Below are 23,947 nucleotides of genomic sequence, written 5' to 3'. Positions count from 1 at the left end.
CGAAGCTTTTGGTGGTATCGAGGGCCTCTTCGCGGATGAATCCTGCTCCCACAATGGTGTGTCTAGCCGAGAGTTTGCTTACGACTGGATATCCGATGTGGGAGCGGAGCTTGCCCGCGAAGCTTTTTGCGGCCCCTCGGGCCCCACATTTTTGCGATTGAAGGAGCCGGCTTGCCGGCGATGGCGGCCGATCAGGTAATGCAAAGCCCACTGACCTCATCGCCGGCAAGCCGGCTCCCACAAGGGATCATGTCAGGCGGCCGAGATCTTCAGGCCGACCAGCCCGGTAATGATCAAGGCCACGCTCGCCAACCGGAACAACGCCATGGACTCGCCGAACAAGATGATCCCGGCGATCACCGTGCCCACCGCGCCGACCCCGGTCCAGATTGCATAGGCGGTGCCCAGCGGCAATTCCTTCATGGCCAGGCCCAGCAGGCCGAGGCTGATGGCCATGGCCGCGACGGTGAGGGCAGTGGGCAGCGGCCGGCTGAAGCCGTCGGTGTACTTGAGACCAACAGCCCAGCCGACTTCGAAGAGACCGGCGAAAAACAGAATGATCCAGGACATGAAAACCTCCATCTATGGATGGGGTCGTCCCCGGATGGATACTGCGCTCAAGCCGCAAGGTCGTCCCTGCGCTGCGCACTATAGTGCCCATTCCTGTCCGGAGGATCAAGTTTCCTTCAGTCCAGGACACGGTCAGCGGCTTGTTCGCGGTCCTGCTTTTCGCTCATGCGGCGGAACCAGGTCGAGAGCAGGGCGCCGGAAATATTGTGCCAGACACTGAACAGCGCGCTGGGTACCGCCGCCAGCGGTGAGAAGTGTGCGCTGGCGAGGGCGGCACCCAGCCCCGAGTTTTGCATGCCGACTTCCAGCGCCAGCGACTTGCGCTGGGCCAGTGGCAGCTTGAACAGGCGCCCGGTGAAGTAACCCAGCAGGTAGCCGAAGCTGTTGTGCAGCATCACCACGATCATGATCAGCAGGCCGGATTCGGCGATCTTCGCCTGGCTGGCGGCGACCACGGCGGCGACGATGATCACGATGCTCACCACCGACACCAGCGGCAGGAACTCCACCGCATGGCGGACCCGCTCGCCCAGCAGGCGTTGGGCGACGACGCCGAGCACAATCGGCAGCAGCACCACCTGCAGGATCGACCAGAACAGCTCGCCGAACGATACCGGCAACCAGGCCGAGGCCAGCAGCCAGATCAGCGCGGGCGTCAGCAGCGGGGCGAGCAGGGTGGTGACGGCGGCGATGGCCACCGACAGCGCGAGGTCGCCGCGGGCCAGCCAGGTCATGACATTGGACGAGGTGCCGCTGGGACAGCAGCCGACCAGGATCACCCCGACGGCGATTTCCGCCGGCAGTTGGAAGGCCCGGCAGAGCAGCCAGGCGACGCCGGGCATGATGATAAAGTGGGCGATCACGCCCAGGGCCACGCGCCAGGGATGGCGGGCGACTTCGGCGAAATCGTCAAGTTTGAGGGTCAGGCCCATGCCGAACATCACCAGGCCGAGGAGCGGCACGATGGCGAATTTCAAGGCGATGAACCAGCTGGGTTGGAGGAACGCCAGCACGGCGAAAACCAGCACCCAGTAGGCGAAGGTATTGCCGACGAAGCGGCTGAGTGTGGCCAGTGCGCGCATGGGGGTTTCCTTGTTATGTGTGTGATGCTGAGCGAACTTGTCCCAACCACCCGATCTCAAGCCAGGCCGAAATTTGTGGCGAGCGGGTTTGTCGGGACGCCGCGCCGCCGCTCTCGGCTGCGAAGCAGCCGTAAACCGGTTATCTCGGTCTACCTGATAGATCACATTCGCCGGTTTTAGGGCCGCTTCGCGTCCCAGCGCGGGCAAGCCCGCTCGCCACAAGACCGTGCTCGGTTTCAAGTTTCCTTATCGATCGAGCGGGTCTCTGTGGGAGCGGAGCTTACCGCGTGCGATCAGATACCCTGCGGCATTTCCTCGCCACCCAGGGCCTCGAACAGCTGCGGCAGGAACTCGCCGAAGGTCAGCATCATCAAGGTAAAGCTGGCATCCAACTGGCCCAGGGCTTCTTCGCCGCCGTCCTGTTCGGCCTGATCCTGCAGCAGGTCTTCGAACTTCAGGCGCTTGACCACCATCTTGTCGTCGAGCACAAAGGACAGCTTGTCCTGCCAGGCCAGGGACAACTGAGTCACCACCTTGCCGGTGCTCAGGTGCAACTGGATTTCCTCGCCGGTCAGGTCCTGGCGCTTGCAGCGCACAATGCCGCCGTCTTCATGGGTGTCACGCAGCTCGCATTCGTCGAGGACGAAGAAATGCTCCGCGGTCACCTGGGTCTTGACCCAGTCGGTCATGATCGCGCTCGGCGCGGTTTTCACCGTCAGTGGACGCACCGGCAGCGTGCCGAGCACTTCACGCAGGGTCGACAACAGGTCTTCGGCGCGTTTCGGGCTGGCCGAGTTGACCAGGATCAGGCCCTGTTTCGGCGCGATAGCGGCAAAGGTCGATGAGCGACGGATAAACGCCCGCGGCAGGAACGCCTGGATGATTTCATCCTTGAGCTGGTCACGCTCCTTCTTGTAGACCTTGCGCATCTGTTCGGCTTCGATCTCCTCGACCTTTTCCTTCAGTGCATCACGCACCACGCTACCGGGCAGGATGCGTTCTTCCTTGCGCGCGGCCACCAGCAGGAAATCGCCGCTGACATGCACCAGCGGGGCGTCTTCTCCTTTGCCGAAGGGCGCGACGAAACCGTAAGTGGTCAACTCCTGGCTTGCACAGGGGCGGGCCGGCTTGCTCGCCAGTGCGGTCTCCAGCGCCTCGGCATCAAAAGGCAGATCTTGGGTCAGGCGGTAGATCAGCAGGTTCTTGAACCACATGGGGTGCATCTCTCCTTTATACAAAGGAGGGCATTATTCTCTTCATGGCCCCATAGGCCAACCCTCAGCTAAGTCTTTGGAAGACCTGAGAAAAATATTAAAAAAAGTGCTTGCCAGAGTGGGGCGTGCTCCGTAGAATGCGCGCCACACCGAAAGCGAAGGGTGATTAGCTCAGCCGGGAGAGCATCTGCCTTACAAGCAGAGGGTCGGCGGTTCGATCCCGTCATCACCCACCATTCGTGATCAGTGTTACGCGCAGCGGTAGTTCAGTCGGTTAGAATACCGGCCTGTCACGCCGGGGGTCGCGGGTTCGAGTCCCGTCCGCTGCGCCATATTCGATGATCTGGACCACTGAACGCCAGGTCATCACAGAAAGCCCGCCTAGTGCGGGCTTTTTTTTTCCGAATGTCTTTCGGAACCCTCATCCGTCGTGGTTTCAAGTGCTTATTCAAGTACGCCACCGGCTCGCGCTTTTCGATTCCTACGTGCTCAACCCTGACCTGTCCGCCAATGCTGGCCTTTCCGATTCCATTATTCGGATAACTCGCATGATCCATTCCTTCTGGTCTTCTTGATGTTGTACGATAACGTAACACTGCGCCTCGCCAGTTTATAACATCAACAAAAAAAGCTTTGGGAGACCTGCCTGTGATTATTCGCAGTATCGAGATCATTCGCCTGAGCATTCCGTTCTCCGCGGGCACCACCGAGCGCAAGAACCTTGGGCCGGCCAGGGATGACGATGTCTTCAATGCCGCGTCGCCACGACATCGGCGCATGGAAAGCCTGATGCTCAAGGTCACCACCGACACGGGCCTGAGCGGTTGGGGCGAGGCTTTTGGCCATGGCGCCAATCCGGTGACCTTCAGGGCATTGACTGAGGTGGTGGCGCCGATGTTCATCGGTACCGCGCTGGCTGACCGCGTACAGAGCCTGGAAGTCGCACGTCGCGCCTTGCATGGTTTCGGCTCGACCGGGCCGATGGTGTATGCCTTGTCCGGTATCGACATCGCCTTGTGGGACCTGGCCGCGCAGGTGGCCGGCCAGCCCCTGCATCAGTTGCTGGGCGGCACGCCGCGCGAGCTTGAGCTGTATGCCAGCCTGGTCAGTTATGGCGGCGATCCCGACGAAGTGTTTGCTCAGGTCAAGCGCGCCCAGCAGCAGGGCTTTGCCAAGATCAAACTGCATGAAACCACCTATGCGGCCATCGCGGCGGCCCGTGCGGCGTTGCCTGTGTCGGTCGGCGAGTTGATGGTGGATGTCAATTGTCCCTGGACCCGTGCCCAGGCGTGCGACATGGCCGAGCAGTTGCGTGTGCTTGAGCTCGGTTGGCTGGAGGAGCCCGTCTGGCCGCCCGACGATGTCAGTGGCCTGGCTCAGGTGCGTTGTCATGGCGTGGCGATTTCCGCGGGTGAAAACGCCGCCGGGGTGAACGGTATTCGCGCCCTGGTCGAGCAAGGCGCGGTGGATGTCTTGCAGCCCAGTGTCGCCAAGGTCGGGGGCATCAGCGCGATGCTGGAGATCTTTGCGATTGCCCGCGAACACGCTGTCCGAGTCGTGCCCCATTGCTTCTACTTCGGCCCCGGGCTGCTCGCTGTCGCCCACCTGTGCACGCTGTTGCCGGCGGACGTGGCGTTGGAAGTCCCCTTCATCGAGTTCGAACGCCTGCTGTACCCCGAACTCGCTTTCAAGCCACGTATGAGCCTACCCGACGTGCCAGGCCTTGGCTTTGTGCCTGACGTCGAGGTGCTTCGGACCTATTGCACGGACCACGCGCTGATCAGTTGAACCGCCAAACGCAGTCACCTTCCAAAAATAATAAAGGCCATAAAAAATGAAAGGCAACTATCGCTGGAAAATCGCCGGGCTGCTGTTTTTTGCCGGCATGCTCAACTACCTGGATCGCGCCGCACTGTCGGTGGTGGCGCCACTGTTGAAAACCGAACTGCACATCGACGATGCCCAGATGGGCTTTATCTTCAGCAGCTTTTTCATCGGCTACTGCGCCCTGTGTTTTGTCGGCGGTTGGGCGGCTGACACCTACGGCCCGAAAAAGGTCTTCGCCTGGGCGGCGGGCGTCTGGTCGTTGTTCTGTGGTTTGACTGCGGTCATTACCGGGTATGTCCACCTGCTGATTTTCAGGGTGTTGTTCGGCATGGGCGAGGGCCCGATGGGCACCACCACCAACAAGGCGATCACCCACTGGTTCCCGCGGGAAGAGGCCGGGCGGGCGCTGGGGTTCACCAACTGCGGCCAGCCACTGGGCGCTGCTTTGGCCGGGCCGATTGTCGGCCTGGTGGCGTTCAATTATGGCTGGCGCGTATCGTTCGTGGTAATTGCGCTGCTGGGAGCGCTGTGGCTGCTGGCCTGGCTGTTGATGTTCAAGGACACGCCCGAGCAGCACCCGAAGGTATCGGAGGCTGAGCGCGAGTTGATTCGTGTCAGCCGTACCGAGGTCCTGGTCGAAGGCGTGCAGGAAGGCCGCAGCCTGCTCAGCTACATTTTTTCCGCTCCGGTGCTGGCCGTTGCGACCGCATTTTTCTGCTTCAACTATGTGCTGTATTTCTTCCTGACCTGGCTGCCCAGCTACCTGATGGACTTCCAGCACCTGGACATCAAGCGCATGAGCATCATTGCCGTGATCCCCTGGCTGGGGGCGGCCTTGGGTTTTCTGGGCGGTGGTTTTGTCACCGATGCATTGGCCAGGAGGCTGGGTAACGTGATCCTGGCGCGCAAGTGCGTGTTGATCGTTGGTCTTGGGGTAGCGGCCGGCTGCGTGATGATCACCACCCAGGTGTCGTCGTTGAGCATGGCGGTCGCCAGCATCACGGTGTCGAGTATTTTCCTGTTCGTCACCCCGCAGATCTGCTGGGCACTGATCCAGGATATCGTGCCGAAGAATCGTGTTGGCGGTACCGGTGGTTTTGTTCATTTGCTGGCCAATCTCGCGGGCATCATTGCGCCGTCCCTGACCGGCCTGGTGGTCCAGTACGGCGGTGGTTACAACGTCGCGTTCGTGATCACCGCCGGGGTGTGCGGGTTGGGCATGCTGGTGGTCATCCTGGCGGTACGCGGGCATGCTCCGGCAACCGGAAGCTTGCGCGCCGGCCCTTCGGCCGCATTGAAATAAGGTATTGGCGACCAGGTCCGGCAGGGCGCTGGCCTTCGGGTTGCGCCGGTCTTGTCCGGGTTTTTTTCCGGTCCGGGCTGCGAAAAATCCAGGTACTGAAAAAAGATTATCTAAATCAGTGCGTTATGATTTTTTTGTGGCATAATGCGCCGGCACCGAAACGAAAGGGTGATTAGCTCAGCTGGGAGAGCATCTGCCTTACAAGCAGAGGGTCGGCGGTTCGATCCCGTCATCACCCACCATTTCGCTTCAACGCTACGCGCAGCGGTAGTTCAGTCGGTTAGAATACCGGCCTGTCACGCCGGGGGTCGCGGGTTCGAGTCCCGTCCGCTGCGCCATCTTCAAATGATCTGGAGCACTGAACGCCAGGTCATCACAGAAAGCCCGCCTTGTGCGGGCTTTTTGTCGTCTGGCGTTTGTAGAGGGCATCCGGCGAACACCATTTGTGGCAAGCCCGTTCGCCACAGGGACGTGTCAGCAGGGAAGCTTTCATTGCTCGGCGTTGCGGCTATGCCGGTAATCGCTGACCGCGTCATACACCGCTTTACGCAGCCGGTTGATCCCACCAATCGGCCGGTGCGCCTCCAGCCCGTGCCAGGGGCTGAACGACTGGTTGTCACAGGCGATATTCTGTTCCAGCGTATCGAAATCCTGGGCCGGAATCCGGATCCGCGCCACGGTCTGGAACGGCGCATCGCTCTCCTTCCATTCGATGCTGGTGTCTTCGATCGGCATATACAGATGGGTATTCTGCCGCTGGATCTGCAAGACGAAACAGGCCGGCACACGGTCTGTGGATAACTGTTGGGCCAGGGCGCTGCGCAGGAAGTTCGGCAGGTCCTCATTCTGTTTCGGTAGGGCATATTCCGGGCAGCTCTGCGGATCTGGGGCCACGCGGAACTTGGCGTTGTCGTTGCCGAACTTGTACGGTGAGACCGAAAAATAGGTGGTCTGCGTCGGACTGGCCGGCGCCGGTGCCAAGGTCGCCAGGGCGATAAACAGATGGCGCACCTGCCAGGTGCTCGGCTTCCAGCTCGGGAAAAACGCCAGCACCTGTTTGCCGTCCGCCTGGGCGCCGATGTTCTGCTGGTACTCGGCGACATCGCTGACGAAGAAGTTCGGATGACTGAACATCACGAAATCCTGTTCGTTGCGTCCCTGTTGTCCCGGCAGCAATTGTTTGCCCGGTACATCGAGCAACTTCAGCGCCATGCCCCGGGCATCGCGAATGCTGTCGAACTGCGGATAGGCGTTGCCATTGGACAGGCGGATCAGCGCCTGCCAGGTCTTGCCCGGTTCGGCAAACACGCCCTGGCGCAGGTCGTTGCTCAGATCAGTCGGCACCTGGACCTCGGCCTTCACGCAGCCGTGGGCCTTGGCATGGGCATCGCGCAGGTAACGGGTGCCCTCGCGATGTTGGTCGACGATGCGCACGGCAGTCTGGATGATGTCCTGGGTCATGGCCGATTCGCCGGGCGGAATCTGCTCCTCGGCGGACACCGGGCCACTGTGGCGCCAGGCGTACCAGCCGCTGGCCAGGGCCCAGCCGACCAGGCCGAGGCCGATCAGGGTCAGCAGGCTCTTGCCCAGAAAGGCGCCGAGGCGCAGCCAGAGTCGGGTCAGCATGTAGACATCCTTTTGATGTGAATGCGAGGGGGAGGGGTCATGGCAGTTGCGACTCCAGCGGGCCGCCCAGTACTTTCAGGTATTCGAGCAGGGCCCAGCGCTCTTCGGGCTGCAGCAAACGACCGATCACACCATTGCCACGCTTGCCGGCGCGGAATTCGTGGCCGCTGTTGTGGTTGCCGCTGATTCGGGTGTCGTACAGGAATCCATTGGCAAAGGCCTCCTGGCGATAACCGAGATGACGCGGGTCGTATTCGAAGGTGCCGCGATAGAAGCTGCTGGCGCGCTCGTCCTGGGGTGAGAGCAGTTGATACAGCGTAGGCACCGAGCCGTTGTGCAGGAACGGCGGAGTGGCCCATACGCCGGCCAGCGGCCGGGCCTTGTAGGCGCGTTGTTCGAGTACGCCGATGGGCAGGCCGAAGCCGTCCATGGCCGGGCGTTCTTCCGGCGTGACCTTGGCCTCGCGATAGGCGCGCTCTTCGACGAAAGCGGTGACATAGGCCAGGCCCTTGGCCACCGACAACTGCGTCAGGTCCAGCGGCGCCTCGGGTGTCGGGTGCAACTGCACCGGCAGTTTGGCCAGCTCGGCCGGGTTCCATTGCAGTGCGCTCAGGTCGTAGCGATTGTCGGCGATGTTATTGGCGGTATTCGGGTCGGTGCCGATCGTCGCGACCGGGATGGACACCAGGTGTTTCACCGGGCGACCGTTCTCCTCGGTCAGGGGGGGCACGTGGCAGCCGGCGCAGTTCTCCGCGAACAGCCCGCGGCCCTTGGCGGCCAGCACCAGGTCGACCTTGCCGAACAGATCCTCCGGCCAGTGCGGTGGTTGCAGGTGCTTGAGGGTTTCCTCGATCCGTTGCAGGTCTCGCACGCGCACGCCGGAAGGGTAGCGATCCGCCCCTTGTAGCGGCTGGCCGTTGCCGTCGAAGAAATTCAGGGTCGCACCGACTCCCAGCGCTTCACCGATATTACGTGCCATGGGCTGCTGCGCCGAGGCGGTCCACTGCACCCAGTCGAAGGTCCAGATATCCCAGAGCTGCGGGTAATCCACGGGGGCGTTGGCGATACGGTAGTTCTTCTCGGAAATGGCATCGCCGAAGCTGGCGTTGGCGATTCGGCCGAAGGCGTCGGTACGGCCCGGGCCTTCCTGGGTCGGATAGAGGCCGCGATGGGTATCGTTCCAGGCGGTCTTCAGGAAGGTGTCCAGCGACTGCTTGAAGTCCCCGCGCAACTGATCGTACTGGGCGTCATAGTTCTCCCCCAGGACCTTGTGGGCAAAGCGCTTGAACTTCCAGGGGTTGTAATAGGTGGCGGCGAGGCTCGCCACCATGGCCTGGCCGAAACTGCCGCCGCGCACCGTCGGTACGCTGGAAGGCAGCACATGCTGGGCCGAGCCGCCGTCGATCCGCAGCGCCTGGCCTTGGTAGCGCAACTCGCCGGTATGGCAGGCGGCGCAGGTGATATCCAGGTACTGCTCGTGGCTGCCGGGGTTCTGGTGGCGGGCGAAACCCACCGGCAGATTACCGAGGTTGTTCGCGCTGGCCTTGCGCTTTGGGTCGATCAGGAAGCCGAACCGCGCCAGATACGCGGGCTCGGCAAAGCGCTGTTCGGAAAACGGCAGTTCCAGCGCCGTGAACCAGTCATAACGCAGTCCTTTGACCTGGGTCCCCTGGGGGGTGTAGTAGTAGGTTTGCCGGTCGGCCTCGCTCCATTGCTCCAGGTAGCGCACCTGGGCCGGTACGTAAACCGGCAATTTCGGATTGACGATGTAGTACAGGATCACCGCGATGCCGAGGCAAAACAGGAGAATCACTGCCAGTAATACACGGTAAAAAATGCGCAAGATAACCATCCTTGTCGAGTTGTTTCCTTCTTATGCCTGAGCCGTTGCCTAGCATCAAGTAGCCATGATGGCCGTGACTGCTGGCCCGTGGCGCCGCGGCCATCTCCATGCAGACGTAAGCAGACTGTCAGGGTTTTGTAAAATGGCTCAAACACCTGAACTTATTGGCTGTTTGCCGCTCTCATGCCGGTAGCCATTGGTCGTGGCGGCCTGATAAGCTCGCGGCTTTATACGATTGCCCTTTAGGCGCATGAACAAGGAAATAGCATGAAACAGCATCGGTTGGCGGCGGCGGTAGCCCTGGTAGGCCTGGTACTCGCGGGTTGCGACTCGCATTCCAGCGTAGAGCTGAAAACCCCGGCGCAAAAAGCCTCCTACGGTATCGGCCTGAACATGGGCAAGAGCCTGGCCCAGGAAGGCATGGACGACCTCGATTCCAAGGCCGTGGCCCAGGGTATCGAAGATGCCGTCGGCAAGAAGCCGCAGAAGCTCAAGGACGACGAACTGGTCGAAGCCTTTGCCGCCCTGCAGAAGCGCGCTGAAGAGCGCATGGCCAAGTTGAGCGAAGAGTCGGCGGCTGCCGGCAAGAAATTCCTCGAAGAAAACGCCAAGAAGCCAGGTGTCGTCACTACCGCTTCCGGCCTGCAGTATGAAGTCGTCAAGAAAGCCGACGGTCCTCAGCCCAAGCCGACCGACGTAGTCACTGTTCACTACACCGGCAAGCTGACCAACGGCACTACTTTCGACAGCTCCGTGGATCGCGGCAGCCCGATCGACCTGCCGGTCAGCGGCGTGATTCCAGGTTGGGTCGAAGGCCTGCAACTGATGCACGTCGGCGAGAAGTACAAGCTGTATATCCCGAGCGACCTGGCCTACGGTGCACAAAGCCCAAGCCCGGCAATCCCGGCCAACTCGGTTCTGGTCTTCGACCTGGAACTGCTGGCCATCAAGGATCCCGCCAAGGATCCCGCCAAGGAAGATGCCGCCGCCAAAAAATAAGGCGCCGGCTCATGACAACGCCCCGTTTTCGGGGCGTTGTCGTTTCTGAACAAGACACGCTGTAAGAAAACGAACATCTATAGGTCGGTATAGTCTTAATATTCAGCTAGCCGGCCTAATCGTAGACTGACGCCAAGTCAATGAAATAATGGCTTTTTTTCAGTGAGTAAAAAACGCCCGATCTGAGCTGGGCCCTTGTAAAGCGGGGCTTTCAGCGTTGAAAAGTGGCTCTGTTCACAAGGTTATCCACAAGTTGTGTGGATAACCTGGCGTCGCTGTCCGGTGTTGGGCATGCTCGACGACATCGCGCTACTGGCCTGGGTGATGAATAGCCTGGACCAGGAGCTGACGGCTTTGCGCCGCTGGCTCGAACGCCAGGCGCCGCAACAACTGCGGGCGATCGAGCATTTGCCGGACACGCCCGAGCAGTTGCAGCTGCAACGTCACGAAAAGAATTGATCTCGATCCATTCCCTTGAAGAACACACACCCTAGCGACCTTGGTGGCTGTTAAGATTAAGCTACAAGGAAAGCGCCGACTCGCTATGTGTAAAAGTCCTACGGGGTATGGTGATGGATCTTCAAATAATTACACGTGACGGAGAACCGGAATATGCGGTTCTACCTTGGGTTCAGTATCAAACGTTACTCCAGGCTGCCGGTTTGAGCAGCCAGCAAGCTCCTCAATCTCCCCCAGCAAGCCCGGCGCCGCCGGCTGATACCTTGCCGGCCTTCGAGCAGTTGCGCAGCCTGCGCGAAGCCAAGGGCCTGGCGCTGGAGGCCCTGGCACGCACGGTGGGCATCAGCCCTTCGTACCTGGGGATGATCGAAAGCGGTGAGCGTGAGCCCGACGCCGCGATTCGTCGCAGTCTGGCCTGGGAATTGGGTGTGGCGGGTTGGAGGGATGCATCGTGAGCGTGCGCATCAGTCGTCAGCACTGGGATGGGCTGCTGGGTGAGCTTGACCAGGCGCGTCGCCAGCGGCATCTGTTGACCTATCGTGCCTTGCTGGAGCGCTTGCAGTTGCCCAGCCCGGCCATGCAAACCCTGACGGCGGCCCTGGAGCACCTGGCGGCCCTGGATGCCAAGGCCGAACAGCCGTTGCGCAGTTCGCTGGTGATCAGTCAGGGCGCGAGCCGTTTGCCACGTACCGGTTTCTTCGAGTGTGTCGAGCGGTTGGGGCGTTTTTCCGGCCCGTCCGACGGCGTGGCCGCGGCGTCCTGGCATGCTTCGGAAGTGGTGCGGGTGTTCGAGTACGATTACCCCGAGTCGGCCGAGGCCTGACCCTAAAGGTATTTGAGACGAGCACGCCCCCCTGTGGTGAGCGGGCTTGCCCGCGCTGGGGGGGGCGAAGCGCCCCTGAAACCTGCATACGCGGTGTATCAGAAGTACCCGGGACTCTGGTTTTGCGACTGCTTCGCAGTCGAGCGCGGGCAAGCCCGCTCGCCACAAGGTGGATCGCGTGAGCCGGAGGCGACTTAGGGCTTGGCCCAGGTCGGAGCCGTCTGCAAGTCAGCCGCCGGGGCGATGATCGTCTCGCTGTCGATCACATGAATGCTGTAGCCCGGCACATTTTTCGCGTGATGCTTGGCCTGGGAGGCCAGCTCGGCCAACTGCGCGGCATCCAGTCGCCCACAGGATTCGGGCTTCAGGTGCACCACGCCGATGGACAGTGACAGCAGTGGGAACTCCTGGCGCTGACCCTGGCGGTTCGAGGCGATGAAGCAGCCGGCCTCCAGGTGCTCGGCGCGGTAGAAGCGCCGGCACTGGTTCTGGAAGTCCTCCAGCAACTGATTCAGACGTTTGCGCCAATCCTCTTCACCCAGTACCAGCAGGAAATCATCGCCGCCGATATGCCCGACGAAATCCCGGCTCGGGTCGACGCGGTCGTTCAAACACTGCGCCAGGCACAGCAGCACCTCATCCCCACGACCGTAGCCGTAGATATCGTTGAACGGCTTGAAACTGTCGATATCCACATAGCAGATCACCGATTCGCGCGCCTGTTGCAGCAGCCGGGTCAGGCATTGCTGGATCGGCACATTACCCGGCAGCAGGGTCAGCGGATTGGCATAGCGGGCTTGCTGGATCTTCAGTTCGGTAATCAGTTTCAATACATCGATGACCCGGCCCAGGCCCAGGTACTGGCCGTTCTGGGTGATGATGAAGTCTTCTTCGATCCGCTGCCGGGCCCGGCTGGTGAGCAAGCGGCTGACCTGCTGCAAGGACTGGCTCGACTCGACCGCCAGGAAGTCATCGCTCATCAGCCGACTGATCGGCTTGCGGGCAAACAGCTCGGTGGCGAAGGGCTTGAGCAGGGCCTCCGAGAGCGAATGCCGGTGGACGATACCGCACGGGTGATTGTGCCCATCCAGCACCGCCAGCGAGTTGAGATTGGCCTGGCGGCGGAAGGCTTCCAGCACATCCGCCGTCGAGGTGCTCAGGGCCACCGCCGGTTGTACGCTGAGCAGGGCACTGAGGTCGCCGGCCTCTTCGTTGAGGGCCAATGAGGTCGCCTCGAGCTTGGGCAACAGCGTGCGTGCTTCCTGTGGCGGCTGTTCCTGGGGCCGGCAGAGCAGGTAGCCCTGGACCAGGTCGACGCCCATCTCGGTGAGCACCGCCAGCTCCTCCGGCAGCTCGATGCCTTCGGCGATCACCAGGGCCCGTGAGGCCTTGGCGATTTGCAGGATCGAGCCGACGAATTCGCGCTTGAGCCCGTCCTGGTGAATGCCGTCGATAAAGTGCCGGTCGATCTTCACATAGTCCGGGCGCAGCTCCGACCACAGGCGCAAGCTCGAATAGCCGGCCCCCAGGTCGTCCAGGGCGATGGAGAAACCCATGGCGCGATAGTGATGCAGGGCGTTTTGCAGCAGTTGGAAATCGTCGGTCGGGGTCTGCTCGGTGAGCTCGATCACCACATTGCTCGGGTCGATGCCGAAGTCCTGCAACAGCTGCAGTGTGCGCCCGGGTTGGTGGGTCGGTTCCAGCAAGGATTCCGGCGATACATTGAGAAAGAGCTTGCCCGGCAGTTTCTGTTCGCTGAAACGTCGGCAGGCGCTGAGGCGGCAGAGCATTTCCAGCTCGCTGAGGCGACCGGCCTGGCGGGCCACGGCGAACAGGTTGATAGGCGAGTGCAGCGGACTGTTGGACGGGCCGCGACTGAGGGCCTCATAGCCGATGATCCGTCGTTCGGACAGCGAGATGATCGGTTGGAACAAGCTGTGCAGACCATTCTGAGCCAGGATTGAACTCAGGGCGTTCAGCTGTTCGGTCATGGTCATGGCTGTCTCGGTCGATAAAAAAAGGACCGGGCCCGACTCTTTTACAAGAGCCATGCCCAGTCCTTTATTTCACGACAGAATGATGACTATTTGATGACGCTCAGAAGCGCCTTCGCATTAAATCGCCATCATCTTTCAATGTTTCGCCACCGCCGTGTTCAAACGCAGGTAGTCCAGCAGAATACGCCCGGTTTCGCTCAGGTAGGCGTCGTCTTCCGGCTTGGTTTTCTTGTCCGGATCTGGCGGCAAGGCGTCCTCGTCTTCTTTCTTCAATTCCTTGAGCGGGTCTTCGCCCTTGGCCTTGCGACGGGCGTTCTCCATGGCCAGTTGCTTGGCGTCGATGTCGGTGCGCTGGGCACGACGCTCGGCCTCGTTCAGGCTCACGGTTTTTTCCTTCATCAGCTTCTCGGCCAGGGCCAGCTTGTCGCGAATGAAGATGAACTCCGCATCCTTGGACGCGCGCGCCTCGTGGTCAGCCTTGAGCTGGGACAGGAACGGTTTGAACGGATCCATCGCCGGCTTGATCGAAGGCCGGATGGTGTCCCATGGCATGGCTTCCGGCAGCGCGCTTTCGCCGATTTCCTTGGTGTCGATGATCGACGGGAAATTCACGTCCGGCAGCACGCCCTGATGCTGGGTGCTCTGCCCGGAAACCCGGTAGAACTTCGCCAACGTCAGTTTCAGCTCGCCATGGTTGAGCGGCTGGATGGTCTGCACGGTGCCTTTGCCGAAGGTCTGTCCGCCGATGATCAACGCGCGGTGGTAGTCCTGCATGGCGCCGGCGAAGATCTCCGAAGCCGACGCGGACAAGCGGTTGACCAGCAACGCCATCGGACCTTTGTAGAAGGCGCCCGGGCTTTCGTCCTCGAGCACGTCGACCTTGCCTTCGGCGTTACGCACCAGCACGGTCGGACCCTTGTCGATAAACAGGCTGGTCAGCTCGGTGGCTTCCTGCAGGGAACCGCCGCCGTTGTTGCGCAGGTCGATGACCACGCCGTCGACGCCTTCCTTCTGCAACTCGCCGAGCAGTTTCTTCACGTCGCGGGTGGTGCTCTTGTAGTCCGGATCGCCGGCGCGGAACGCCTTGAAGTCCAGGTAGAAGGCAGGGATATCGATCACCCCGAGCTTGTATTCCTTGCCATCCTGCTTGAGGTGCAGGATCGACTTGCTCGCCGCCTGGTCTTCCAGCTTCACCGATTCGCGGGTGATGGAGACGATCTTGCTGGTCTGGTCGTTTGGCGCATTGCTGGCCGGAATCACTTCCAGGCGTACCACCGAACCTTTCGGCCCGCGGATCAGCTTGACCACTTCGTCCAGGCGCCAGCCGATCACGTCGACCATTTCCTTGTCACCCTGGGCGACACCGATGATCTTGTCGGCCGGCGCGACCTGCTTGGTCTTGTCCGCCGGGCCCGACGGCACCAGGCGCACGACCTTGACCAGGTCATTGTCGCTCTGCAGCACGGCGCCGATGCCCTCCAGGGACAGGCTCATGTTGATGTCGAAGTTTTCCGCGCTATCCGGAGACAGATAGTTGGTGTGCGGGTCGTAGGACATCGCAAAGGTGTTGATATAGGCCTGGAAGATATCTTCGGAGCGGGTCTGGTCGAGGCGCGCCAGCTGGTTCTTGTAGCGCTTGACCAGCAGGTCCTGGATCGCCTTGGGATCCTTGCCGGCGATCTTCAGGCGCAGCACTTCGTCCTTGACGCGTTTGCGCCACAGGTCGTCGAGCTCGGCGGTGGTCTTCAGCCACGGGGCGTCCTTGCGATCGATCAGCAAGGTTTCCTGGGTGGTGAAATCCATCTTGTCGACGCCCTTGCTCAACTCGGCAAGGCTGAAGTCCAGACGCGATTTGACCCGGTCCAGGTAGCGCTTGTAGATGGTGAACCCGGCATTCAGGTCGCCGCTCTTGAGGAAGTCGTCAAATTGGGTTTTCCATTTGTCGAATTCGGCGATGTCGCTGGCCAGGAAATAACTGCGCGACGGGTCGAGCAGCTTGAGATAGCTCTCATAGATGATCACCGAGCGAGCCTTGTCCAGCGGCGGCTTGCTGTAGTGATTACGCTTGAGCAACTCGACGACGTTCAGGCTGGCAATCACCTCGTCGCGGTCAGGCTGAAGATTGTCCCAGCTATTGGCTGCGAACGTATTGGCCGAGAACGTGGAAATGCCAAGGCCAATGAAAAGAGCGAGTGCGGTGCTGGGGAACAGATGCTTCATGCTGATTCGACGCGGGGGCAATTGATAACGCATATTAGGCCGTCTTTAAAGTCGCCGGTTCCGTGGGGCTGCGTACCAAAACTGCGTTTGCGAGTTTTCGTACAAGCCTCGGGCCGGTCGCATAATGCAAAAAGCCCGGCGCTACAGCTACGGGCTCAGTCCAGACTCACTATGGAGGCACTGTGAAAGCATTGCAAGGCGTTGAAGGTCAAGTGGAGTGGGTTGAAGAGCCGAGTCCGACGTGCGACGTGGGGCAGGTTCGGATCCGGGTGGCGGCCGCAGGGCTCAACCGCGCCGATTTGTTGCAAAAAGCCGGGCTCTATCCGCCGCCGCCCGGGGCCAGCCAGGTCCTGGGACTGGAGTGTTCCGGGGTGATCAGCGAAGTCGGGCCGGGGGCGTCCTGGCAGGTCGGCGACCGTGTCTGCGCACTGCTGGCCGGCGGCGGCATGGCCGAGGAAGTGGTGGTCGACGGGCGGCATGTGCTGCCGGTGCCGGAAGGCCTGAGCTTGCTGGAGGCGGCGGCGCTGCCTGAGGTCTATGCCACGGCCTGGTTGAATCTGTTCCAGTTGGCCGGGCTTAAACCGGGTGAAAAAGTGCTGTTGCACGCCGGTGCCAGTGGTGTCGGTTCGGCGGCGATCCAGCTGTGCAAGGCCTTCGGCAACCCCTGCTGGGTGAGTGTCGGTTCGGCCGAGCGGCTGGCCTATTGCGAGGCGCTGGGGGCCCAGGGTGGGGTGGTGCGGGGTGACGATATCGAGGGTTTGAGCGACTTCGGGCCCTTCGATGTGATCCTCGATCCGGTGGGCGCGAACTACGCCGCGCTGAACGTGAAACTTTTGTCAGCTGACGGGCGGTGGGTGCTGATCGGCCTGATGGGCGGGCGCGAAACCCAGTTGGACCTGGCGAAGATCCTCGCCAAACGGATCCAGTTGCTGGGCTCGACCTTGCGCAGCCGCGACGATCAGTTCAAGGCCGATCTGTTGCGTGACCTGGGTGAGCATGTCTGGCCATTGTTTGCCGAGAAGCGCTTGAGCCCGCAGTTGGCCAAGGTCTTCCCGATCAAGGATGCCGAGGCGGCGTTTGAAGCGCTGGCGAGTAATCAGGTGGCGGGGAAGCTGGTGCTGGCGATCGACGCGGCGCTGGGCTGAGCCGCTACCTTTCCCCGATGCGTATTGCCGTGGGAACTGGGCTTGATGGATATACTGTGGGAGCCGAGCTTGCCCGCGAAGCTTTTAGCGATCTCGCGGCCCCCTTCGCGGGCAAGCTCCGCTCCCACATAAGCTCCTTCCCACCCAGGCCTGCACTCACAAGGAGCGCCTATTTCCAGTGATGCACCGGCCAACCGGCCTTTTCCGCCTGCTCGCGCAGCACCGGGTCCGGGTTGACCACATTCGGGTAGTCAACCTTGAGCAACAACGGCAGGTCGTTGCGTGAGTCCGAATAGAAACTCGCGCCTTCCAGATTCTCACCTTCGGCATCCAGCCATTCCAGCAAGCGCACGATCTTGCCTTCGCGGTAGGTCAGGGTGCCGACGGTATGGCCGGTGTAGACGCCGTGCAGTACATCGAGGTCGATGCCCAGTACTTCGTCGATGCCAACGCGATCGGCGATCGCCTTGACCAGGTGAATACCGGACGCCGAGATCACCAGGATCCGGTCACCTGCCGCACGGTGGGCGGCAATGGCCTTGCACGCATCGCTGTAGATCAGCGGCTCGATCACATCCTCGACCCAGGGCTCTACCAGGTGCGCGATTTCTTCCGGGGTGCGCCCGGCCATCGGCTCCAGGCTGAACAGCATGTAGTCTTCCATGGCCAGTTCGCCCCGGCTGTAGGCGTCCATCAGCTCGTTGTTGCGCTGCATGAACGTCTCCGGGTCGACCCAACCCAGGCGAACCATCTGCTCGCTCCAGAGCGTGGCGCAGTCACCGTGGATCAGGGTGTCGTCCAGATCAAAAATTGCCAAGGCCATCAGTACCGCTCTCTCTTCAAACGCTCCAAGGACATCAGGCTACCTCACATAGCGCACTGGGATCGATAGACAGCGACAAACGCCGGCCTTCGGGGTGCAGGTCGGCGGCCGAGCGATTGAGCACGTCCACCACCAATTCCACGCCGCGGGCCTCGATCCGATACCGGATAACGTTGCCCAACAGGCTGTGACCGCGGATCAGCGCGTCCAGCTCACCCTCGGCCCGCAGCTCGATGGCTTCCGGACGAATGGCGATGCGGCTGTTGATCGGGCGCTGCAACAGACGGCTGGCCGCATCGGCATCGAGCAGGTTGTAGTTGCCGATAAAGCCGGCGGCAAACACGTCGACCGGCGCGGTATAGAGCGATTCGGCATCGCCGCTCTGGACGATCTTGCCCTGGTTCATCAGGAAGATCCGGTCACTCATGGTCAGGGCTTCTTCCTGGTCATGGGTGACGAAAATCGTGGTCAGGCCCAGTTCGCGCTGGATTGCCCGGATCTGTTCGCGCAGGTGTTTGCGAATCCGCGCATCCAGGGCCGACAGCGGCTCATCGAGCAGCAACAGGCGCGGGCGGGTCACCAGCGAGCGGGCCAGGGCCACGCGCTGGCATTGGCCGCCGGAGAGTTGATGCGGGTAGCGCGCGGCAAAGTCGTGCAGTTCCACCAGCTTGAGGGCCTCGATGACGCGCTTGTGGCTGTCGTCGGCATTGACCTTCTGCATCTTCAGGCCAAAGGCGACGTTCTGCTCCACGGTCATGTTGGGGAACAGCGCGTAGCTCTGGAACACCATGCCGATCGCGCGTTTCTGCGGGCTCAGCGGGACGATGTCCTGGCCGTCGAGGAGGATCTTGCCGCTGTCCACCGGGGTCAGGCCGGCGATGCAGCGCAGCAGGGTGGATTTGCCGCAACCGGACGGGCCGAGCAGGGTGACGAATTCACCCTTGGCGATCTCGCAGTTGATGTCGCTGAACACCGTGGTGCCGGCGTAGGTTTTTTTCAGGTTCTGGACACTGATGAAGCTCATTGGCTTTTGTCCTTGTTCAAGCGGTTGGCAACCCAAGTGAGCACCAGCACGAAAAGAAAGTAGGAGATCACCAGGGCACTGGTGAAGTGGCCGCTGCTGTTGCGCATGTTGTTCAGGTACACCTGCAGGGTTTCATAGCGGGTACCGACCAGGATGTTGGCGAACACGAACTCGCCGAACAGGAAGGAGAACGACAGCAGCAACGCGACCATCAGGCCCTTGCGCAGGTTCGGCAGCACCACCAGGAACGCCGCCTGCCAGGTGCTGGCACCGAGCAGGTGGGCGGCGTCCATCAGGTCGCGCAGGTTGATGGCTTGCAGGTTGTTGGTGATCGCCCGGTACATGAACGGCAAGGCCACGGTGAAGTAGCAGCCGATCAGGATCCACGGCGTGCCGACCATCGCGAATGGTCCGGAACCGTACAGCTGCAGCAGCCCCACCGAGGACACCACCGGCGGCACCGCGAAGGGCAGCAGGATCAGGATGTTCATCAGCGCGTCGAGCCGGGGGAAGTGGTAGTGGACCACGAACAGCAGCGGCAGGATCAGCACCACCGACAACACCAGCGAGCCGACGCAGACGATCAGCGACTGGCCGAAGGCATTGAGGAAGCGCGGATCGCTCCACAGTTGCAGGTACCACTTGAAAGTGAAACCGCTGGGCAGGATGGTCGCCGACCAACTGCTGGCCATCGAGTACACCAGGGTGCCGGCCAGCGGCAGCAGCAGAATCAGGAACAGCAGGTAGACCACCGCGCGGTGGTACAGGGCGGCGGAGCCGGGTTCAGCGCGAGACATGGTAGCTCCTCTTCAACAACCACTGGTGGATCACGGTCACGAAGGTCATCAGGCCCACCAGCACCACCGCCAGCGCGCTGGCCATGTTCGGGTCGAGGCTGATGTCGCCGGAGACCATGGCGGCGATACGGATCGGCAACACGTTGAAGTTGCCGGTGGTCAGGGCATACACCGTGGCGTAGGCGCCGAGGGCGTTGGCCAACAGGATCACGAAGGTCCCGAGCAACGCCGGGGTCAGCACTGGCAGGCCGATATGTCGCCAGAACTGCCAGCCGTCGGCACCGAGCAACGCGGCGGACTCGCGCCAGTCTTCGCGCAGGGCGTCGAAGGCCGGGTAGAGCAGCAACACACCGAGGGGAATCTGGAAGTAGGTGTAGAGGATGATCAGGCCGGTTTTCGAGTACAGGTTGAAATCCTGAATGATCCCGGCCTGTTTCAACATGATGGTGATGGTGCCGTTGAAACCCAGCAGGATGATGAAGGCGAAGGCCAGCGGCACGCCGGCGAAGTTGCTGGTCATGTTGGCGAAGGCGTTGACGAAGTCCCGCAGGCGCGAGTCGACCCGGCGCAGGGAGTAGGCCCCGAGCACGGCGATGAGCATGCCGGACATGCTGGACCAGAAGCTGATTTCCAGGCTGTACTGGATTGCCTGGAGGTAGAACTTGGAGCTGAAGATCTTGCTGAAGTTGGCCAGGCCCCAGCCGTCGTCTTCCGATTGCAGGCTGTTGATCAGCACCCACACCAGCGGCGCGATCTCGAACACGATAAAGAACAGGGCAAAGGGCACCAGGCAGAGCACCGCCAGCCATTTGCCACGGGTGAGTGAATTCACTTCAACAACTCCCGGCATACAGGTTTGTCATGGGGAACGCCGAGCAGTTCGCAGATCGTGCCGCAGAGCTGTGTCTGCCGGGGCGTGGCGTCGGGATTGAAACTGAAGGCAGCGCCGAGGACGAACAGTGGCACTTCGCGTTCTTCGGCCAGCAGGCCATTGTGCGAGCGGTCGTTGTTCATGCCGTGGTCGGCGGTCACCAGCACCTGGTAGCCGGCGTCGAGCCAGCCTTGCAGGTAGTCGGCGAGGATGATGTCGGCCGAACGCGCGCTGTTGCGATATTGCGCGGTGTCGAGGCCGTGCTTGTGGCCGGCGTCGTCGATGTTCATCGGGTGCACCAGCAGGAAGTTCGGCGCGTGCTGCAGGCGCAGGCTTTCGGCATCGGCGAACAGGTGGGAATCGGGGTAGTGGTCGACCCAGTAGAAATGGCCGTGCTGGATCGCCAGGTTGTCGTCCCGGGTGTGACGGTCACGGGCGGCGACGAAGGGCGTGCGGTTGTACAGCTCGCTGACCCAGTGATAGGCCGCCGCCGCGGTGGTCAGGCCGGCGTCGCGGGCGTAATGGAACACGCTGCGCTGGTTGGACAGTCGCGCGACGTGGTTGTGCACGATGCCGCTGCTGATCGGAGCCACACCGGTAAGAATGCATTCGTAGAGCGGTCTTGAGAGCGAGGGCAGCTCGCATTCCAGTTTGTACAGCGCCGCGCGTCCTGCGCCTGCGTAAGCCTGGAGATGGCCCATGGCATGGCGGGCGACCTCGTAGTTCAGGCCATCGAGCACGACCAGGATAACGTTGTGCTGCATAAGCCGGGTCTCCATCTGGGATAAAAGCCTAACGATCAGTCAAGCCGCTGTGGGAGCCGGATTTATCCGCGAAGCTTTTGGCGGCCTTGAGGACCCCTTCGCGGATGAATCCGGCTCCCACAGGGGAGATGGCGTTATTGCATGTTGATGATGACTTCTTCCTGCCACTTCTGTGGCAGCGCCTTGGAAGTCTTCTCCCAGGCATCGGCATCCTTGATCGGCGTGACTTTCTTGTACTGCTCGTTAGGCAGCAGCTTGGCTTTCACGTCTTCCGGCAGGGTCAGGTGCTCGGCACGGATCGGACGGGCGTTGCCGCGCGCCAGGTTGATCTGGCCGGCGTCGCTGAAGATGTACTCACGCGCCAGCTTGGCCGCGTTCGGGTGCTTGGCGTATTTGTTGATGATGGTGGTGTAGCCGGAGATCACCGAACCGTCCGATGGGATCAGCACCACATAGTCATCCGGGTTGGTCATCTTGGCCTTGTAGCTCAGGCCGTTGAAGTCCCAGACCACACCCACTTCGACTTCACCCTTTTCCATGGTGGCGATGGTCGGGTTGGCGAGCGACAGGCGACCCTGCTTGGCGATCTCGGCAAACATCAGCAGTGCTGGCTGGATGTTCTTCTCGTCGCCACCGTTGGCCAGGGCAGCGGCCAATACACCGTTGGCGGCCTGGGCAGCGGTGCTCACGTCACCGATGGAGACCTTGTATTTACCGGTCTTGAGGTCAGCCCAGCTTTTCGGGGCGTCGGAACCGTGCAGCAGCTTCTTGTTGACGATGAAAGCGATGGTACCGGTGTAGGCCAGCGCCCAGTTGCCGTCCTTGTCCTTTGCCCAGGCCGGAACCTGTTCCCAGGTGCTGGGCTTGTACGGTTGGGTCACGCCCTGCTTGACCGCGATCGGGCCGAAAGCGGCACCGACGTCGCCGATGTCGGCGCTGGCGTTGTCTTTCTCAGCCGCGAACTTGGCCACTTCCTGGGCCGAGCTCATGTCGGTGTCGATGTGCTTGAGGCCGTACTTGTCGCTCAGGTCTTTCCAGGTGCCGGCCCAGTTCGCCCAGTCATCGGGCATGCCGACGCTGTTCACGGCGCCTTCTTGCTTGGCGGCGGTTTCCAGTGCTTTCAAATCGGTGCCAGCAGCCATGGCCGAGGTGCACAGGGCAATGGTCGAGCCTAACAGTGATGCCAGGAAAAGCTGTTTCATCCGAAGCTCCTTTGGGCGTTTTCAACGCGGCGATTTTTATCGAGGTAGTGCGGTGGTTTGGATCGTTATTGGTCTAGGTCAGCAATACCTGAGCCAATTTAAGCTTGCTGGATGACACTTTGATGTCGGCATCAGTCCTGCAAGGTTTTTTTGCGGCAGTCTTCATGGCTGTCGAGTTAAGCGTAGACCATTGTTAACTGTCTGATATTAAAGGGATTGATCCTAGTGGAACGAGCGTCCATATGCACCGTTTCGTCGCTTTGTCACATATCAGTCATCTGTATTGCCTAGGCTTGAGGCAACCCACGGAAGCCGTGATCTACTGCGCTTCTGCCCTGAAACAGTGCTGGTCTAGTCCAGATAGGTAACGTTGATGCGTGATGAGGCACCAAAGGCGGTGAAAGCCATCGGTCAGGCCCTGTATGAGCAGATCGGACACGGCTTGTTGCCACCGGGGAGCAAATTGCCCGCCGAGCGCAAACTCAGTGAGTTGTTCGGTACCACCCGGATCACCGTGCGGGAGGCCTTGTTGCAACTGGAGGCCCAGGGGTTGATCTATCGCGAGGAGCGTCGCGGCTGGTTTATTTCACCGCCGCGCCTGGCCTATAACCTGATGCAGCGTAGCCACTTTCACGCAATGGTCAGCGCCCAGGGGCGGGTACCGTCGACCCAGGTGATTTCGGCGCGCTTGCAACCGGCGTCAGCGGCGGTGTGTGACTGGTTGCAACTGCCGGCGTTGTCCAGCGTGATCCAGATCTGCCGGGCACGCCGGATCGACGAGCGACTGGTGCTGTATGTCGAGCATTACCTGAATCCGCAGTACTTCCCGGGGATTCTGGAGTTCGATTTGAACCAGTCGATCACCGAGCTGTATGCGCGGCATTACGACCTGCATTACGGGCGGGTCAGGTTCGAGATCGTGCCGACTTCCTTGCAGGTGGAGGCTGCGGCGGCGTTGCGAGTGTCAGTGGGTAGCCCGGGGTTGCGGATTGCCCGGGTCAACTATGACCAGCATGGGCGGCTGATTGACTGCGATCTGGAGTTCTGGCGCCATGATGCGATTCATGTCGGGGTGGATGTGGTCTAGCCCGCAGGCGGGCGGGCTTGTGTGGGAGTGGAGCCAGGGTGGGAGTGGAGCTTGTGTGGGAGCGGAGCTTGCCCGCGAAGCTTTTAGCGATCTTACGGTCCCCTTCGCGGGCAAGCTCCGCTCCCACAGGTTCAGTTGTGTGCTCAGGATTTCAACTGAGTACTCAGGATTTCAGTTGTGTGCTCAGGATTTCAACTGAGTACTCAGGATTTCAGTTGTGTGCTCAAGATTTCAACTGAGTACTCAGGATTTCAGTTGTGTGCTCAAGATT

The 23,947-nt window shown here is 61.1% G+C and carries 20 protein-coding genes, 4 tRNA genes and 1 pseudogene; 12 read left to right on the top strand and 13 right to left on the bottom strand.

What is annotated here, in order from left to right; genetic code table 11:
• Window positions 1-252: 252 nt before the first annotated feature.
• The 3 genes from sugE to rdgC form a co-directional block, all read right to left on the bottom strand.
• The gene (gene sugE, locus M5B99_RS26690) at window positions 253-570 is read right to left on the bottom strand and encodes a quaternary ammonium compound efflux SMR transporter SugE (protein WP_248806864.1); all 318 of its coding nucleotides are present in this window, start codon (window positions 568-570) and stop codon (window positions 253-255) included.
• 116 nt (window positions 571-686) lie between these two features.
• Window positions 687-1,652: a bile acid:sodium symporter family protein gene (locus tag M5B99_RS26685; protein WP_248806863.1), complete on the bottom strand. Its 966-nt coding sequence runs from the start codon at window positions 1,650-1,652 to the stop codon at window positions 687-689.
• 293 nt (window positions 1,653-1,945) lie between these two features.
• Window positions 1,946-2,866, bottom strand: a complete 921-nt coding sequence (gene rdgC, locus M5B99_RS26680; RefSeq protein ID WP_103499789.1) for a recombination-associated protein RdgC — start codon at window positions 2,864-2,866, stop codon at window positions 1,946-1,948.
• 160 nt (window positions 2,867-3,026) lie between these two features.
• Here rdgC and M5B99_RS26675 point away from each other — a divergent pair.
• The 6 genes from M5B99_RS26675 to M5B99_RS26650 all read left to right on the top strand — a co-directional run bounded on the left by M5B99_RS26675 (window position 3,027) and on the right by M5B99_RS26650 (window position 6,334).
• Window positions 3,027-3,102, top strand: a tRNA-Val gene (locus M5B99_RS26675).
• A gap of 19 nt (window positions 3,103-3,121) precedes the next feature.
• Window positions 3,122-3,198 (top strand) — tRNA-Asp (locus tag M5B99_RS26670).
• Between the two features lie 316 nt (window positions 3,199-3,514).
• Window positions 3,515-4,654, top strand: a complete 1,140-nt coding sequence (locus M5B99_RS26665) for a mandelate racemase/muconate lactonizing enzyme family protein (protein WP_248806862.1) — start codon at window positions 3,515-3,517, stop codon at window positions 4,652-4,654.
• A 46-nt stretch (window positions 4,655-4,700) separates the two neighbouring features.
• Window positions 4,701-5,996 carry an MFS transporter gene (locus tag M5B99_RS26660; RefSeq protein ID WP_248806861.1) on the top strand — a complete coding sequence of 432 codons (1,296 nt, stop codon included), beginning with the start codon at window positions 4,701-4,703 and terminating at the stop codon, window positions 5,994-5,996.
• A gap of 166 nt (window positions 5,997-6,162) precedes the next feature.
• Window positions 6,163-6,238: transfer RNA gene (locus M5B99_RS26655), tRNA-Val, on the top strand.
• Between the two features lie 19 nt (window positions 6,239-6,257).
• Window positions 6,258-6,334, top strand: a tRNA-Asp gene (locus tag M5B99_RS26650).
• Between the two features lie 151 nt (window positions 6,335-6,485).
• Here the strand turns inward: M5B99_RS26650 and M5B99_RS26645 are convergent.
• Both M5B99_RS26645 and M5B99_RS26640 read right to left on the bottom strand, forming a co-directional pair.
• Window positions 6,486-7,622 (bottom strand): catalase family protein, encoded by a 1,137-nt coding sequence (locus M5B99_RS26645; RefSeq protein WP_248806860.1) that lies wholly within the window; start codon window positions 7,620-7,622, stop codon window positions 6,486-6,488.
• A 37-nt stretch (window positions 7,623-7,659) separates the two neighbouring features.
• Complete coding sequence (locus tag M5B99_RS26640; protein WP_248806859.1) at window positions 7,660-9,465, bottom strand: di-heme-cytochrome C peroxidase; 1,806 nt, start codon at window positions 9,463-9,465, stop codon at window positions 7,660-7,662.
• A 267-nt stretch (window positions 9,466-9,732) separates the two neighbouring features.
• Between M5B99_RS26640 and M5B99_RS26635 the strand changes: the two genes are divergently transcribed.
• The 4 genes and pseudogenes from M5B99_RS26635 (at window position 9,733) to M5B99_RS26620 (ending at window position 11,746) form a co-directional block, all read left to right on the top strand.
• The gene (locus M5B99_RS26635; RefSeq protein ID WP_248806858.1) at window positions 9,733-10,464 is read left to right on the top strand and encodes an FKBP-type peptidyl-prolyl cis-trans isomerase; all 732 of its coding nucleotides are present in this window, start codon (window positions 9,733-9,735) and stop codon (window positions 10,462-10,464) included.
• 279 nt (window positions 10,465-10,743) lie between these two features.
• Window positions 10,744-10,923 (top strand): annotated as a pseudogene (locus tag M5B99_RS26630) (hypothetical protein); the annotation flags it as partial.
• Window positions 10,924-11,036: 113 nt separating this feature from the next.
• Window positions 11,037-11,378 carry a helix-turn-helix domain-containing protein gene (locus M5B99_RS26625; RefSeq protein ID WP_248806857.1) on the top strand — a complete coding sequence of 114 codons (342 nt, stop codon included), beginning with the start codon at window positions 11,037-11,039 and terminating at the stop codon, window positions 11,376-11,378.
• Window positions 11,375-11,746: a hypothetical protein gene (locus M5B99_RS26620; RefSeq protein WP_040065236.1), complete on the top strand. Its 372-nt coding sequence runs from the start codon at window positions 11,375-11,377 to the stop codon at window positions 11,744-11,746. Before M5B99_RS26625 ends, M5B99_RS26620 begins: the two co-directional genes overlap by 4 nt.
• A gap of 194 nt (window positions 11,747-11,940) precedes the next feature.
• On the opposite strand, the gene M5B99_RS26615 is transcribed toward M5B99_RS26620, so the two are convergent.
• Both M5B99_RS26615 and M5B99_RS26610 read right to left on the bottom strand, forming a co-directional pair.
• Window positions 11,941-13,743 carry a bifunctional diguanylate cyclase/phosphodiesterase gene (locus M5B99_RS26615; protein WP_248806856.1) on the bottom strand — a complete coding sequence of 601 codons (1,803 nt, stop codon included), beginning with the start codon at window positions 13,741-13,743 and terminating at the stop codon, window positions 11,941-11,943.
• Window positions 13,744-13,878: 135 nt separating this feature from the next.
• Window positions 13,879-15,963, bottom strand: a complete 2,085-nt coding sequence (locus M5B99_RS26610) for a carboxy terminal-processing peptidase (RefSeq protein ID WP_248806855.1) — start codon at window positions 15,961-15,963, stop codon at window positions 13,879-13,881.
• 182 nt (window positions 15,964-16,145) lie between these two features.
• Between M5B99_RS26610 and M5B99_RS26605 the strand changes: the two genes are divergently transcribed.
• Window positions 16,146-17,108 carry an NAD(P)H-quinone oxidoreductase gene (locus M5B99_RS26605; RefSeq protein WP_248806854.1) on the top strand — a complete coding sequence of 321 codons (963 nt, stop codon included), beginning with the start codon at window positions 16,146-16,148 and terminating at the stop codon, window positions 17,106-17,108.
• A gap of 169 nt (window positions 17,109-17,277) precedes the next feature.
• Here M5B99_RS26605 and M5B99_RS26600 read toward each other — a convergent pair whose 3' ends face one another.
• The 6 genes from M5B99_RS26600 to M5B99_RS26575 form a co-directional block, all read right to left on the bottom strand.
• On the bottom strand, window positions 17,278-17,931 hold the full coding sequence (locus tag M5B99_RS26600) for an HAD family hydrolase (RefSeq protein ID WP_248806853.1): 654 nt from the start codon (window positions 17,929-17,931) through the stop codon (window positions 17,278-17,280).
• Window positions 17,932-17,965: 34 nt separating this feature from the next.
• Window positions 17,966-18,955: an ABC transporter ATP-binding protein gene (locus M5B99_RS26595; RefSeq protein WP_248806852.1), complete on the bottom strand. Its 990-nt coding sequence runs from the start codon at window positions 18,953-18,955 to the stop codon at window positions 17,966-17,968.
• Window positions 18,952-19,752 carry an ABC transporter permease gene (locus M5B99_RS26590; protein WP_248806851.1) on the bottom strand — a complete coding sequence of 267 codons (801 nt, stop codon included), beginning with the start codon at window positions 19,750-19,752 and terminating at the stop codon, window positions 18,952-18,954. Before M5B99_RS26590 ends, M5B99_RS26595 begins: the two co-directional genes overlap by 4 nt.
• Window positions 19,739-20,602, bottom strand: a complete 864-nt coding sequence (locus tag M5B99_RS26585; protein ID WP_248806850.1) for an ABC transporter permease — start codon at window positions 20,600-20,602, stop codon at window positions 19,739-19,741. Before M5B99_RS26585 ends, M5B99_RS26590 begins: the two co-directional genes overlap by 14 nt.
• Entirely contained in the window at window positions 20,581-21,387 is an 807-nt protein-coding gene (locus M5B99_RS26580; protein ID WP_248806849.1) for an alkaline phosphatase family protein, read from the bottom strand. Before M5B99_RS26580 ends, M5B99_RS26585 begins: the two co-directional genes overlap by 22 nt.
• A 134-nt stretch (window positions 21,388-21,521) precedes the next feature.
• Complete coding sequence (locus tag M5B99_RS26575; RefSeq protein WP_248806848.1) at window positions 21,522-22,589, bottom strand: ABC transporter substrate-binding protein; 1,068 nt, start codon at window positions 22,587-22,589, stop codon at window positions 21,522-21,524.
• Between the two features lie 373 nt (window positions 22,590-22,962).
• Between M5B99_RS26575 and M5B99_RS26570 the strand changes: the two genes are divergently transcribed.
• Window positions 22,963-23,676, top strand: a complete 714-nt coding sequence (locus M5B99_RS26570) for a UTRA domain-containing protein (RefSeq protein ID WP_248806847.1) — start codon at window positions 22,963-22,965, stop codon at window positions 23,674-23,676.
• Window positions 23,677-23,947: the final 271 nt, after the last annotated feature.

Origin of the sequence: Pseudomonas sp. MWU13-2100, assembly GCF_023242365.1 — a bacterium.
In the GTDB taxonomy this organism is placed as follows: Bacteria; Pseudomonadota; Gammaproteobacteria; order Pseudomonadales; family Pseudomonadaceae; genus Aquipseudomonas.
Note: the sequence above shows the minus strand (reverse complement) of the source record. Positions and strands in the feature narration are given on the sequence as shown.

Coding starts and splice junctions, on each gene's coding strand:
- sugE (WP_248806864.1), bottom strand. CDS start 570: ATGTCCTGGATCATTCTGTTTTTCGCCGGTCTCTTCGAAGTCGGCTGG.
- M5B99_RS26685 (WP_248806863.1), bottom strand. CDS start 1,652: ATGCGCGCACTGGCCACACTCAGCCGCTTCGTCGGCAATACCTTCGCC.
- rdgC (WP_103499789.1), bottom strand. CDS start 2,866: ATGTGGTTCAAGAACCTGCTGATCTACCGCCTGACCCAAGATCTGCCT.
- M5B99_RS26660 (WP_248806861.1), top strand. CDS start 4,701: ATGAAAGGCAACTATCGCTGGAAAATCGCCGGGCTGCTGTTTTTTGCC.
- M5B99_RS26645 (WP_248806860.1), bottom strand. CDS start 7,622: ATGCTGACCCGACTCTGGCTGCGCCTCGGCGCCTTTCTGGGCAAGAGC.
- M5B99_RS26635 (WP_248806858.1), top strand. CDS start 9,733: ATGAAACAGCATCGGTTGGCGGCGGCGGTAGCCCTGGTAGGCCTGGTA.
- M5B99_RS26625 (WP_248806857.1), top strand. CDS start 11,037: ATGGATCTTCAAATAATTACACGTGACGGAGAACCGGAATATGCGGTT.
- M5B99_RS26615 (WP_248806856.1), bottom strand. CDS start 13,743: ATGACCATGACCGAACAGCTGAACGCCCTGAGTTCAATCCTGGCTCAG.
- M5B99_RS26610 (WP_248806855.1), bottom strand. CDS start 15,963: ATGAAGCATCTGTTCCCCAGCACCGCACTCGCTCTTTTCATTGGCCTT.
- M5B99_RS26600 (WP_248806853.1), bottom strand. CDS start 17,931: ATGGCCTTGGCAATTTTTGATCTGGACGACACCCTGATCCACGGTGAC.
- M5B99_RS26595 (WP_248806852.1), bottom strand. CDS start 18,955: ATGAGCTTCATCAGTGTCCAGAACCTGAAAAAAACCTACGCCGGCACC.
- M5B99_RS26590 (WP_248806851.1), bottom strand. CDS start 19,752: ATGTCTCGCGCTGAACCCGGCTCCGCCGCCCTGTACCACCGCGCGGTG.
- M5B99_RS26585 (WP_248806850.1), bottom strand. CDS start 20,602: ATGCCGGGAGTTGTTGAAGTGAATTCACTCACCCGTGGCAAATGGCTG.
- M5B99_RS26580 (WP_248806849.1), bottom strand. CDS start 21,387: ATGCAGCACAACGTTATCCTGGTCGTGCTCGATGGCCTGAACTACGAG.
- M5B99_RS26575 (WP_248806848.1), bottom strand. CDS start 22,589: ATGAAACAGCTTTTCCTGGCATCACTGTTAGGCTCGACCATTGCCCTG.
- M5B99_RS26570 (WP_248806847.1), top strand. CDS start 22,963: ATGCGTGATGAGGCACCAAAGGCGGTGAAAGCCATCGGTCAGGCCCTG.